The 12,809-nt window shown below is 54.6% G+C and carries 12 protein-coding genes; 10 read left to right on the top strand and 2 right to left on the bottom strand.

What is annotated here, in order from left to right; all coding sequences use genetic code 11:
• Window positions 1-40: 40 nt before the first annotated feature.
• Genes phoB through hisC form a run of 8 tightly spaced genes read left to right on the top strand, consistent with a single transcriptional unit; the run spans window position 41 to window position 9,106 of the window.
• Window positions 41-751 carry a phosphate regulon transcriptional regulator PhoB gene (gene phoB, locus AB8B76_RS05195; protein WP_405270935.1) on the top strand — a complete coding sequence of 237 codons (711 nt, stop codon included), beginning with the start codon at window positions 41-43 and terminating at the stop codon, window positions 749-751.
• Window positions 748-2,022 (top strand): phosphate regulon sensor histidine kinase PhoR, encoded by a 1,275-nt coding sequence (gene phoR, locus AB8B76_RS05200; protein WP_405270937.1) that lies wholly within the window; start codon window positions 748-750, stop codon window positions 2,020-2,022. Before phoB ends, phoR begins: the two co-directional genes overlap by 4 nt.
• Complete coding sequence (locus AB8B76_RS05205; protein ID WP_405270939.1) at window positions 2,019-2,930, top strand: phosphate ABC transporter substrate-binding protein; 912 nt, start codon at window positions 2,019-2,021, stop codon at window positions 2,928-2,930. Before phoR ends, AB8B76_RS05205 begins: the two co-directional genes overlap by 4 nt.
• 43 nt (window positions 2,931-2,973) lie before the next feature.
• Window positions 2,974-4,998 carry an ABC transporter permease subunit gene (locus AB8B76_RS05210; RefSeq protein ID WP_405270940.1) on the top strand — a complete coding sequence of 675 codons (2,025 nt, stop codon included), beginning with the start codon at window positions 2,974-2,976 and terminating at the stop codon, window positions 4,996-4,998.
• A gap of 52 nt (window positions 4,999-5,050) precedes the next feature.
• A complete protein-coding gene (pstA, locus tag AB8B76_RS05215; RefSeq protein WP_405270942.1) occupies window positions 5,051-6,442 on the top strand; it encodes a phosphate ABC transporter permease PstA in 1,392 nt (463 codons plus the stop codon).
• The gene (gene pstB / locus AB8B76_RS05220) at window positions 6,443-7,264 is read left to right on the top strand and encodes a phosphate ABC transporter ATP-binding protein PstB (protein ID WP_405270944.1); all 822 of its coding nucleotides are present in this window, start codon (window positions 6,443-6,445) and stop codon (window positions 7,262-7,264) included.
• 31 nt (window positions 7,265-7,295) lie between these two features.
• Window positions 7,296-8,036, top strand: a complete 741-nt coding sequence (gene phoU / locus AB8B76_RS05225; RefSeq protein WP_405270946.1) for a phosphate signaling complex protein PhoU — start codon at window positions 7,296-7,298, stop codon at window positions 8,034-8,036.
• A complete protein-coding gene (hisC, locus tag AB8B76_RS05230; protein ID WP_405270947.1) occupies window positions 8,033-9,106 on the top strand; it encodes a histidinol-phosphate transaminase in 1,074 nt (357 codons plus the stop codon). The genes phoU and hisC overlap by 4 nt, the downstream gene beginning before the upstream one ends.
• Window positions 9,107-9,164: 58 nt before the next feature.
• Here hisC and AB8B76_RS05235 read toward each other — a convergent pair whose 3' ends face one another.
• Together AB8B76_RS05235 and gltA are read right to left on the bottom strand one after the other, a co-directional pair.
• Window positions 9,165-10,310, bottom strand: coding sequence for a beta-ketoacyl-ACP synthase III (locus tag AB8B76_RS05235; RefSeq protein WP_405270949.1), 1,146 nt, complete (start codon window positions 10,308-10,310; stop codon window positions 9,165-9,167).
• Window positions 10,311-10,472: 162 nt separating this feature from the next.
• Complete coding sequence (gltA, locus tag AB8B76_RS05240; protein ID WP_405270951.1) at window positions 10,473-11,765, bottom strand: citrate synthase; 1,293 nt, start codon at window positions 11,763-11,765, stop codon at window positions 10,473-10,475.
• A gap of 293 nt (window positions 11,766-12,058) precedes the next feature.
• On the opposite strand from gltA, the gene sdhC reads away from it, so the two are divergent.
• Together sdhC and sdhD are read left to right on the top strand one after the other, a co-directional pair.
• A complete protein-coding gene (gene sdhC / locus AB8B76_RS05245) occupies window positions 12,059-12,433 on the top strand; it encodes a succinate dehydrogenase, cytochrome b556 subunit (RefSeq protein ID WP_405270952.1) in 375 nt (124 codons plus the stop codon).
• Window positions 12,427-12,786 carry a succinate dehydrogenase, hydrophobic membrane anchor protein gene (gene sdhD / locus AB8B76_RS05250; protein ID WP_405270954.1) on the top strand — a complete coding sequence of 120 codons (360 nt, stop codon included), beginning with the start codon at window positions 12,427-12,429 and terminating at the stop codon, window positions 12,784-12,786. Before sdhC ends, sdhD begins: the two co-directional genes overlap by 7 nt.
• The last annotated feature ends 23 nt before the right edge of the window (window positions 12,787-12,809 follow it).

A 12,809-nucleotide genomic window follows, 5' to 3' on the forward strand; every position in this document is an offset into this window, starting at 1 on the left:
GCAAGATTCACCGCATCAACGGTCCTGCGGGAGAGTAGGAATGAGCGAGCGAACAGTTCTTGTGGTCGATGATGAGTTTGCTATTCGAGATATGTTACGAATGGCCCTCGAAATTGTCGATTACCGCTGTCTGGAGGCAGACAACATTCAGGATGCCCACGCTATCGTTGTCGATCAGCGGCCTGACATCGTGTTGTTGGACTGGATGCTTCCCGGTGGTAGCGGTATCGAGCTTCTGCGTCGTCTTAAGCGGGATGACACCACGCAAGAAATTCCCGTGATCATGCTGACAGCAAAGACGGCGGAGGACAATGTGATACAGGGTTTGGAGGTGGGCGCGGATGATTACATCACAAAGCCCTTTGCACCCCGAGAGCTTATTGCGCGCATAAAGGCTTTGCTGCGTCGCTCTGGCGTTGGTGAAAGCACGGACCGCATGCAGGTTTCGGAGCTAGTGCTCGATGGCAAGAGCCGTCGTGTTTATCTGGCGGATGAACCTTTGGATATGGGGCCAACAGAATTCAATCTTCTACAGTTTTTTATGTCCCACCCCGAGCGTGCGTACAGTCGCAACCAAATGCTCGATCAGGTGTGGGGGGCTAATGTGTATGTAGAAGAACGCACAGTCGATGTTCACATCCGGAGGCTGCGCAAGGCACTGCAAGTGGATGGCAAGGACTATAGCGGTTTGATCCAGACGGTCCGTGGTACCGGGTATCGCTTTTCATCTCGCGGAGTACCTGCCGGTTGAGTCTTGCTGGCAGCTGGCGTGCTGAACTTCGTAAGCTGCTGCTGGTACTGGTTGCCTCGGGGGTGCTCGGGTGGCTGACGGGCTATACGCTGGAAATGCTGTGCATCGGCCTTGCAATACTTTCGGGTATTTGGCTGTGGCAGCTCTGGCTTATGCGCCGTTGGCTGGAAAATCCTGATCAAGCGCCCCCTGAGAGCGCGGGTATCTGGGGGCTGGTTTACGACACAATCTACCGCTTACAGCGCGAGAATCGCGAAGCGCGGGGCCGGCTGCAGTCTACCGTCGACTATCTGAGAAGCTCCTTTGCTTCGATGCGCGACGGCGTTTTGATTCTCACCCAAAGTGGCGCCATAGAATGGTCTAACGACGCTGCCGAGGGGCTGTTGGGTTTGCAGTATCCTCGCGATCAGGGGCAGCCGGTTTTGAATCTGCTGCGTTGGCCCGCGTTTCACGACTATTTCCTCAAAGGTGAGTTTCAACAGCCTTTGCAGATACCGAGTTCGAGTAACAGCCGACAGATACTGCAGGTCGAGATCACTACTTTTGCGGGCGGAGACTTTTTGCTGTTTTTCCGCGACGTCACGAGGGTGGTACAGATGGAGCAGATGCGTCGCGACTTCGTGGGTAACGTATCTCATGAACTGAGAACGCCTCTGACGGTCTTCAAAGGTTATCTGGACACTTTGTCTGCGAGTGAATTGTTTGATGACGCTCGGTTCCAGAAGGCAGCGGGACAAATGGACATGCAGGTACAACGCATGGAGAACCTGCTCACGGATCTCTTATGGTTGAGCCGCATTGAGACCGTCAGCGAGGATCGCGAGACGGGTGAAGTGAACATGGTTGCTATGCTCGAGGAATTGCGTGAAGAGCTTCAGTCCAGCCATCCAGAGCGGCTGGTCGTCGTGGAAATTAAAACAACCGAGTTGGTTACGGGCAACTATCGCGAACTGCGAAGTGCTGTTTCGAATTTAGTGATCAATGCACTTAAGTACAGCGGTGACGACGATCCGGTACGAGTTAGCTGGGAACGGGAAGACGACGCCCTCGTTTTGAACGTGGTGGACTCCGGTGTGGGTATTGATGAACAGCATATTGCCCGGGTTACCGAGCGCTTCTACCGTGTGGATGAAAGTCGTAACGCGCGCACCGGCGGCACGGGTCTTGGCCTCGCCATCGTGAAGCACGTTGCAGCATCCCACCGCGCTGAGTTGAACATCGAGAGTGAACCCGGGCGCGGGAGTTGTTTCTCTTTACATTTTCCCTTGTGAAATCTCACGACTTTTTAACAACGCTGGTTCTGCTGCTGACTCTGTTGTTGTTTCCAGCGGTACATGCCGCGGAGCCGCTTACGGGGAAGTTGGTCAGCACAGGCTCCGACACCATGGGATCTCTGACTTCAATATGGGCTGAGCTTGTAACTGCGCAACATCCCAGGCTGTCAGTACAGGTTCGTGCAATCGGATCTGGTGCAGCGCCGACGGCTCTTGTCCAGGGGACAGCGGATATAGGGCCCATGAGCCGGCCTATGTCTCCCGAAGAGATCAATGCTTTTGCCCGTAAGTATGGTTACGAGCCTACCGCGGTGCCCGTCGCTCAGGATGCCCTCGCTGTTTTCGTGCATCGAGAGAACCCCTTGGACAGCATTACTACGACTCAGCTTGACGCAGTGTTTTCAGGTACCAGACGCTGCGGCTATGAAAAGCCGATTCGCGCCTGGGGCGATCTCGCGCTAAGCGCGCCCTGGAATCAGCGAGTGATCAGTGTCTATGGCCGAAGCGCTGCCTCAGGAACCTACAGTGTTTTTCGTAGCCAGGTGCTTTGTGCCGGTGACTTTGCTGTGTATCTCAATCGTCTGGTGGGTTCATCGGCTGTAGTAAGGGCTGTTGCAATGGACGACCACGGCATCGGCTACGCGAGCGCGGGTTACCTGAATGCAAGCGTAAAGAGGTTGCGCGTTATCCAAAGTGGAAGTGTGGACGAAGCAAAGCTGTCCAGACGCTTGTTTGTGTACATCAATCGCCCTCCTCATAAACCCGTCGACATACTGACCGCCGCTTTTTTGGAAGCCGTGTTTAGTAGCGAGGGACAGCGAGAAGTCGCACGTTTGGGCTATGAGGCTCTCGCAGCCAGTGAGCTCCAACGCCTGCGTTCAGAGTTGGGCTTAAGCGGTGGTTGATGCTCCGTCAAAAATAGCGACACGCCGCCGTGCGAGAGATCGCTTGGCGACTGTCGCTATCGGTGCCGCCGGCGGTACCGTAATCATCATGATTCTGCTGATACTGGCGTACTTACTTTACGTGGCATTGCCCCTGAGGAGTGTCGCAAAACTGGATGCGCCGTCCGCCATAAAGCTGCCCCTGGAAACGGAGGTTGTGGTGGCCGGGGGGCAGCTGCTTAAGCTGCCTGCGGGTATTGTCACTGCGGACGGCAGGCTGCGTAACACAGATCAACACACCGTTTACTTAAGTGGCCAAGATTTGTATGTGCTAACGCCCCCGGCGCTGGTTGCCGGGGAGGGTCAGGAGATAGTCGAACTACACTTGCGACTCAGGATCCCGGTAAGTGCTGTATCTCCACAAAGTCTTAGCATTGCTAGCGCCGGTACACGACTGTTATATGCCTACTTTGATACGGAAGACCGCCTCGTAGTGGGGGGCGTGAATACGCCCATTGAGGGCGAAGACGCGGTTCAGCGCTTTGCGCCCCTAGAGGGGTCGCTCGCCGACGGCGTAATCCGCGTGGATGCGGCGTCGGGAACAGTCGTTGTTGTGCAAGACCGCTCCTATCTGTGGTGGCAACCCAATCGAGATGGTGCGCAGGCGGTACCGGGTTCACTAGAAGGGCTCGATAGTGCAGCCAAGCGTGTCGCTTGGGGCCCAAACTACGAAACCCTCTTGATTGTTGACGAGCTGAATCAGCTTCATCGTTTTGATGTGGCTCGCTCGTCGTTGCCGCGTTTAGGGGAGCCGCAACCAACATCAATGACAGTGCGATGGCTAAAGAGTGAGTCTCGGCGTCGGGTAAGCTATTTAGTAGGCGAGGATGGAGAGCTCGCCGTTATGGTGCCAAGCAGCGGTGAAGAACTTCTTCGAAGAATCGTTCCCGAACTTGCGGGTCCCGGAGACTTTGGCATCGTCGCGGATGGCAGTGCAGTTTATCGCCTCACCGATGTCGATTTGATCAGCGTGGGCATTCGCAATCCCTTTCCTGAAACAGGGTGGAGGAGTCTTTGGTTGCCCCAGTGGTTTGGCGCCTACGATGCACCGGCGCATTTCTGGCACCCCGACGGCGCGGCCATTGGCGCTCTGTCCAAGTTAAGCCTGTCGCCGCTACTTTACGGAACGTTTAAAGCTGCGCTCTACGGAATGCTCCTGGCTGTACCTCTCGCCCTTGGAGCTGCGGTGTACACAGGGTATTTTCTGCCTCCGCGTATCCGAAATCGCATCAAGCCGAGTATTGAAATGCTCGAAGCGTTCCCGACGGTAGTGTTGGGCTTTGTTGCAGGCCTTTGGCTGGCCCCTCTGTTGCTGGATTATCTGCTGCCCATACTGTTACTCCCGGTGCTTTTGTTGGGGCTCCCCATCCTGTTGTCACTGATTCACCTACTGTTGCAGCTTCTTTCACCGAGGTTTCAGCGTCGCCCTCCGAGAATGGCGATTGTAGCCGTCGTGTATTTAGCTGCGGTTGTGCTGCTCGTCATGAACGCTTCTTACTTTGAGAGCTGGCTTTTTGAGGTCTCTTTGCGCGACTGGCTTTGGCGTGAGTGGGGAATAGCTTACGAGCAAAGAAACGCGTTGTTAGTTGGTATGGCGATGGGCGTTGCGATTACGCCAGTGATGTTTTCCATCGTCGAGGACTCAATTTTTGCGGTTCCTCGGAGTCTGTCCGACGGCAGTCTAGCCCTGGGCGCTACGCGCTGGCAGTCCCTTGCCAGGGTGGTTCTCCCCGCGGCGTCTCCGGCAATACTGTCGGCGCTCCTGATTGGTCTGGCGCGAGGTCTCGGGGAAACTATGATCGTGCTTCTTGCTACAGGGAATACGCCATTGATGGAGCCTGGAGCCTTTTCAGGCCTCCGTAGTTTAAGCGCAAGCATCGCTGTGGAGCTGCCAGAAGCGGGATCTGAGAGTGTGCAGTTCAGGCTGTTGTTTTTAGCGGCACTGGTGCTCTTTGGCCTAACATTTGTTTTGAACACCGTCGCCGAACTTTTCCGCCAGCGGTTGCGCTACGCCTATGCCAACCGCTAAGCCGCTGATGAATGTGTTGACACTCCAGGCTGGGGTTCGGCGAGCAGAGCCTATGGTTTGGCTTAGCGCTGGCGCAGTGGTGTTTGCGCTACTGGTATTGTTCGGCCTTTTGTCGCTGCTTGCGACCCGAGGTTTGACTCATTTTTGGCCACAACCGTTGATGCTTTTGCAAAGTGTCGACTCAGGTCCGCAGACGCAGTTGGGAGTTGTCCTTGATCAAGAGTCCGCGGGTTCTCACGGGCTAAATCGTATTTTGCTCCATCGTGGAGCTGAAGATTTTTTCGACTCTCCATTGGTTTGGATTGACGAGGCTGGACTCAGTGATCGAAGAGCCCCGGCGAATGCGCTGGCCATTGAGCGTGAAGGGCAGGGGCCTATTTTCGGCTTTGCGCTCAATGTACAGGGTTTAGATCAATCTCAGGCTCTTAGTGATCTGTCTCCAGATGCACAGGTCGCGATTATCGAGGGCGCTACAGAAAACCTTGCCGTATCGCAGCGAAGCAACAGCCTTTTGCAGGTTCGACTGGCGTCAGGTCTTATCGTGGAGATTCCTTTAAGCGCGATCAGGACGGCTTTTGCCCCCAACGCCATGAATCTACCGGAGAAAGTCACGCACTTTTTATCCGCTATTGGCAGATTTCTAAGTGAGTCCCCGCAGCGCAGTAACATCCAAGGGGGCGTATTCCCCGCGATATTGGGTACGGTTGTGCTGGTTATTTTGATGGCGCTTATTGTTTCGCCGCTGGGCGTTCTTGCGGCTATTTACCTTCAAGAGTATGCCCAGCGTGGCCCGTTGACGCGTTTGGTTCGTATTGCTGTTAACAACCTGGCTGGAGTTCCCTCTATCGTTTATGGGGTTTTCGGTTTGGGGTTCTTCGTATATGCCCTTGGTGGGTCGCTGGATTCGCTACTCTTTGAGGACAGGCTTCCCGCGCCTACGCTCGGTACGCCAGGTATGCTGTGGTCCGCGTTGACCATGGCTTTGTTGACCCTCCCGGTGGTGATTGTGTCAACAGAAGAGGGCCTGGCGCGCGTGCCTAGCAGCCTGCGAGAGGGAAGCCTCGCTTTGGGTGCCACGCGCGCAGAAACGCTATGGCACGTAGTCTTGCCAGCGGCGTCACCCGCGGTACTCACGGGCTTGATTCTGGCGGTGGCGAGGGCAACGGGCGAAGTTGCGCCGCTGTTATTGGTGGGCGTCGCGAAGTACGCGCCGGGGTTGCCAGTGAGCGGAGAGTTCCCTTATGTACATCTGGATCGACAGTTCATGCATTTGGGGTTTTCAGTGTACGACCTCGGATTTCAGAGTACACATATTGAAACCGTCGAGGGTCTGGTTTTTGCCACAGCCTTGTTATTGGTGATTATTGCTTTGCTTTTGAATATTGCTGCAGTTTTGTTACGTAGTCGTTTGCGCAACGCCTTTAAACCACAAGAAGCCGTTTAGATGAAAAACCACAGTATCGATGTGAAGGCTCTGAAGCGGGCACCGACTCCTTCCAGAGGTTCTGACGTCTGTCTGCAGGTAGAAGACCTGAGCCTGCACTACCAACGAAGTCAAAATGTGGCGCTGCACAATGTCAGCCTGGAGATCCCCAGGCAGCGGGTGACAGCGTTCATTGGCCCCTCAGGCTGCGGTAAATCGAGCCTCCTGCGGTGTTTTAATCGCATGAATGACTTGATTGAGGGAAGCATTATCAGCGGACATGTATGGCTTGATGGTGAAGATGTATACGCAAAAGGTGTCGACGTCGCGACCCTGCGCAGACGCGTTGGCATGGTCTTTCAATCTCCTAATCCTTTCCCAAAAAGCATCTACGAAAACGTCGCCTTTGGCCTGAGAATTCAAGGTCTCAACAAAAAGAGAGTCTTGGATGAGTTGATTGAAAAGGCTTTACGGTCTGCTGCATTGTGGGATGAAGTTAAGGATCGTTTGGACGCGAATGCTGTCGTACTATCTGGTGGTCAACAGCAGAGGCTGGTGATCGCCCGGGCGATTGCGGTGGAGCCTGAGGTGCTGTTGCTCGACGAGCCCGCATCAGCGCTCGATCCCATTTCGACCTTGCGTATCGAAGAGCTCATTTATGAGCTGAAGACCCGGTACACGATTGTGATTGTCACGCACAACATGCAGCAGGCGGCACGTGTTTCTGACATGACCGCTTTTATGAACCTGGGGCGATTGGTGGAGTTTGGAGAAACCGATACACTCTTCACTAATCCCCGCGAATCCCAAACAGAAGACTACATTACCGGGCGCTACGGTTAGCAGCGCTTGGTTAAGAGCTTGAGGAGCACAAGTGCAAGGCGATCAGCACAGGCAGCATATTTCCGGCCAATTCAATGCGGAGCTGGATGCCATGAAGAATCACCTGCTGGAAATGGGTGGCCTGGTAGAGCAGCAGCTGAGCCGTGCAATGGCTGCGCTTCTTGCCCGCGATAGCGGCCAAGCGGAGTTGGTTGTGCAGGCCGATCGGCAAATCAATGAAATGGAGCTACAGATTGACGAGGAGTGCTCGAGAATCCTGGCGCGGCGACAACCCGCTGCCAGTGATCTCCGTCTGGTGCTTGCGGTAGCCAAGTCCACGACTGATCTTGAGCGTATTGGTGATGAGGCCACGCGCATTGCCCGTCAGGCCACAAAGCTTTCAGAATTGCCTCCGTCCTCGGGTACCACACCGGAGTATCGGTTCATCAGCAACCATGTTGGCGCCATGCTTCGACAGGCTTTGGATAGCTTTGCCCGTCTTGATGTCACTAAGGCGATTGACGTAGTCCTTGATGAGGGGACTGTTGATGATCAGCGGGAGGCGACAATGCAGAGTCTGGTGAATCTGATGAAAGACGAGCCGCAAAGTATTGATGGCGTTGTTCACGAGATGTGGGCTCTTCGCGGGCTCGAGCGTGTAGGCGCCCACGCCACGAATATCGCGGAGCAGGTGATATATCTGGTGCTCGGTCGAGACGTCAGGCATATGAGGCCGGGAGAGCTGCAGGCTCTGCTTGAATCGAATGGAGCGAAGGATGGGGAGAGGTCATGAGTCGGCGTTTCTGGAACGACCTGACGGTTCAGCTGGAACCTTACACGCCCGGAGAGCAGCCGCAGTTTGATAACTTACTCAAGCTCAACACCAACGAGAGCCCCTATCCGCCGTCTGGGCGGGTGATGGAGGCCCTGAAAGACCTCAGCGGTGATGACTTGTTACGCTATCCGGATCCGGGTTCCGTTGCCTTGCGTGAGGCGGTAGCCGAGTTTCATGGCATTACCCCGGACTGCATATTTGCCGGCAACGGATCCGATGAAGTTTTATCCCATGTGTTTCAGGGACTCCTGAAGCAGCAGCGGGAGCTGCTATTCCCCGATATCAGTTACAGCTTTTATCCCGTGTGGTGCCAACTGCATTCAGTGCGGTACCGGCAGATACCCCTGCGCAGTGACTTCAGTATCGCGGCAGAAGACTACGATTCGGCAGCGGCAGCGGTTATCTTTCCTAATCCCAACGCGCCCACGGGACTGATTACGGAGTTGCCGGTGATCCGTGAGTTTTTGGAAGCGGCTCCCAATAGACTGGTGGTGGTGGACGAGGCCTACATAGACTTCGGTGGGGAGTCGGCAATTTCATTGTTGCCCGAATACGACAACCTGCTTGTCGTGCAGACCTTGTCAAAGTCCCGGGCCTTGGCCGGTCTGCGCATAGGCCTGGCGTTTGGTAACCCCGAGCTCATTGAGGGTCTGGAGCGAATCAAAGACAGCTTCAACTCCTATCCCATAGGTGTGGCTGCCCAGCGCGCCGCAACGGAGGCATACCTCGACCGTGAGTACTTTGAACGTTGCTGTGCTCGCGTTGTGGCGACAAGAGACGATTTATCCCGATCGTTGAAAACGATGGGGTTCGAAGTGCTTCCTTCTGCGGCGAACTTCCTCTTCGTTAAACACAAGACGGTAGCTGGCAAGGCGATTTTCGATGCGCTACGAGCGGAGGGGGTTATCGTTCGTCGATGGGACAAGCCGCGCATCGAAGATTATCTCAGGATTAGCGTAGGCACCGATGAGCAGTGTCAGAGGCTGAGGGAGATACTGCTCGGGGTATTGCAGAAGGCGCTTCAGTAAACGGGGCCCGGGTAGAAAGTCATATCCAGCCTGGACTAGCTGCGCAAAAAAAAACGTCTCAACAGCGCTCTAGAATCACGCTGCCGATGCTGTAGCCCGCGCCAAAGGAGCAAAGCACTCCGCGCTCACCGACCTCAAAATCACCATGGTGCTTGTGGAAAGCGATGACTGATCCCGCTGAACTTGTGTTTGCATACTCGTCGAGTATCACCGGTGCCTCTTCAGTGTTGGCATCTCGACCAAGCACGCGTTTTGCGATGAGTACGTTCATGTTCAAGTTAGCTTGATGCAGCCACAAGCGCTTCAGGTCTGCTGAGTCGATATTCAGGCTCGCCAACTGCTCATTAATCTGAGTCGCTACCGCGGGGCAAACTTCCTTGAAGACCTTGCGTCCTTCTTGAACGAAAAGCTTATCGGCTTTTCCTATGCCCTCGTCGTCGCCGCGGTTGAGAAAACCAAAGTTGTTGCGGATATTGTTGGAGAACATTGTCTGCAGCCGGCTATCCAGCACCTTGAAGTTATCGCCTGTGCTGCCGGGTTCGTCGCTGATAATCATCGCTGTGCAAACATCGCCAAAAATAAAGTGCGAGTCACGGTCTCTAAAATTTAGGTGCCCGGTGCAAATCTCTGGATTGACGACCAGCACGTGCCTGGCGCTACCGCTTCGTATGGCATCCCGAGCTTGTTGCAGTCCAAAGGTCGCTGAAGAGCAAGCCACGTTCATATCAAAAGCGTAGCCACCGCAGCCCAGGGCAGATTGAATCTCCACCGCCATGGCAGGGTAGGCCCGCTGCATATTAGATGCCGCACAAATCACTGCATCCAAATCAGACGCCTGCAGCCCGGCAGCTTCCAATGCCTGCTTTGATGCGGTGATTGCCATCTCGCACATTACGGAGGGCTCATCGTTGGCGCGATCTTTGATGTTGGGCGTCATGCGATGGGGATCGAGTATGCCGTCTTTGTTGATGACGTAACGGGACCGAATACCCGAGGCCTTCTCGATGAATTCAGCTGAAGAATGGGAGAGCGCAGGCATGTCGCCGGTGGCAATAGCCTCTGCATTCTCGGCGTTGTGAAGGTCGACAAACTGGTTGAAGCTCTCAACAAGCTCTTCGTTGCTGATGGAGTTTGGAGGCGTGTAGAGACCGGTGCCGGTCAGGTAGACCTCTTTTGAGTCTGTAGATACCGACATTTCGGGCATAGGAGCCTCTGCTTATTGAGTGAACATGTTTTGGATTCGGGTGTTGCGAAGCGACCAGGACGCACCTAGCAACAATCCGTAATTCTATCGTTTTAGAGCAGCTTAAGCACCCTGCGCGGGACTCTCAGTCCATCGCGCAGGGAGAGCTGAGCCGAGGTCGCGCTAGCTGCGGTCGTCGATACCTACGAAGTCACGCTGCGCGTGGCCTGTATAGAGCTGGCGAGGTCTACCGATGCGGTAACTGCCCGAGATCATTTCGTTCCAGTGCGCAATCCAGCCCACGGTTCTACCTACCGCAAAAATCACGGTGAACATGCTCGTTGGGATGCCGATGGCTTTAAGGATGATGCCGGAATAGAAGTCCACGTTGGGATAGAGCTTCTTCTCAATGAAGTACTCGTCTTCCAGGGCGATTTCTTCCAGACGCTTGGCAATGGCGAGAAGAGGGTCGTTCTCAATGCCCAGCTCTGCCAGTACTTCGTCGGCGGCTTGCTTCATAACCTTCGCCCGTGGATCGAAGTTCTTGTATACACGATGGCCAAAGCCCATGAGACGGAAGGGGTCTTCCTTGTCTTTGGCGCGAGCGACGTACTCATCAATACGTGAAACATCGCCGATTTCTTCCAGCATGTTCAGTACAGCTTCGTTCGCACCACCGTGAGACGGTCCCCACAGCGCTGCGATACCCGCCGCAATACAGGCAAAAGGGTTAGCTCCTGAAGAGCCCGCCAATCGAACCGTAGAGGTCGAAGCATTTTGCTCGTGGTCTGCGTGCAAAAGAAACACTCTATCCATTGCTTTCGCCAGCACGGGCGACACGTTGCTTGGGGCGCAGGGCGTGCCGAACATCATGTGTAGAAAGTTCTCTGCGTAGCCGAGATTATTATCCGGATACATGAAGGGCTGTCCGATGGAAAATTTGTAGCTCATTGCTGCCAGGGTGGGCATCTTCGCGATGAGTCTGAAGGCCGCTACCTGTCGGTGGTGCTCGTCCGAGATATCCAGGGAGTCATGGTAGAACGCAGATAGTGCGCCGACGACGCCGCACATGATGGCCATAGGGTGGGCATCGCGGCGGAAGCCGTTAAAAAACGTCCTGATCTGCTCATGAACCATGGTGTGGTTATGAACAGTGCTTACAAACTTTTCTTTCTGCTCGGTATTTGGGAGCTCGCCGTAGAGCAGCAGGTAGCAGGTTTCGAGATAATCTGACTCCGCTGCCAGCTGATCAATGGGGTAGCCGCGATGGAGGAGGATTCCCTTACCACCATCGATATAGGTTATTTCGGATTCACAGGCCGCGGTAGATACAAAGCCGGGATCATAGGTGAACATCCCTTTGCTCGTGAGGCCCCCAACGTCTACGACATCCGGTCCTATAGATCCTGAGTAAACAGGCAGATCTACGGAGCCCTCAATGCCATCGATGGTAAGGGTTGCTTTCTTTTGACTCATGGGAAAACCCGCGTGTTTTCAGTGGGCCGCCAACTATAGACAGTGGCAAACGTTTGTCAATTGACTGAGGACGTTCTTGCGCTATGTCTTGCCGAGTAACATCCGGTGCATTGATCGGAGTCAATTGTAATGGACTTGGTGAATCTCTATACTCGCGCCGTTTTCTAGGGTATCAGGGCTGAATGAGCACTCTTTCGGGCTCTGGTACGAAGCGAGTAGTCACATGGTCACGGCGCTTTCAGCGCGGCCGAGTGATACTTTAGGGCCATTCCAGAGTCAGGAGCTGTCCGTCTGTGAAAGACAATCGTCCGGTTAACCTCGATATCGGTACTATCCGACTTCCAATCACTGCTTACGCATCGATTTTGCACCGGGTTTCCGGCGTCATTATGGTCGTGGCATCTTTTCTTCTCCTTTGGGCGCTTGATCTCAGCCTTTCCGGGCCCGAGGGCTTTGCGGGTTTGGGTGAGCTATTTGGGAGCCCATTGGTGAAGTTCGTGCTCTGGGGCATTGCTACGGCTTTGCTTTACCACAGCTTTGCGGGCGTCAAACACCTGATTATGGATTTCGGCATCGGAGAGACCATGGATGGCGGTGTCCTGGGCGCTCGTTTGGTGTTTGTGTGTACCGCCGTTAGCGCGGTTTTGGTAGGGGTAGCATTATGGTAACTGCGGTCACGAGTCTTTCACGATCAGGTTTGTCCGATTGGTTGGTGCAGCGCGTAACAGCCGTTATCCTTCTCGCGTTTTTCGTGTTCGTAGGCTTCAAGCTGGCTGCGGGCGTGTCCTACGTAGAGTGGACCGCGTTGTTCGCTCAGACGTGGATGAAGATTTTCACCATGCTGGCGATTCTGTCGTTAGCGGCACATGCCTGGATCGGGATGTGGGGTGTGTTCACGGATTACCTCACAGAGCGTCTGATGGGGTCCCGGGGCAACGTGCTAAGAATTGGCCTTCAGCTTCTTACATCGCTGTCGCTGGTCATTTTTGTGATTTGGGGCATCCAGATAGTCTGGGCCTGAGTTTGGTTAAGATTCCTGTAACA

Source organism: Congregibacter sp. (genome assembly GCF_045107095.1).
GTDB lineage: Bacteria > Pseudomonadota > Gammaproteobacteria > Pseudomonadales > Halieaceae > Congregibacter.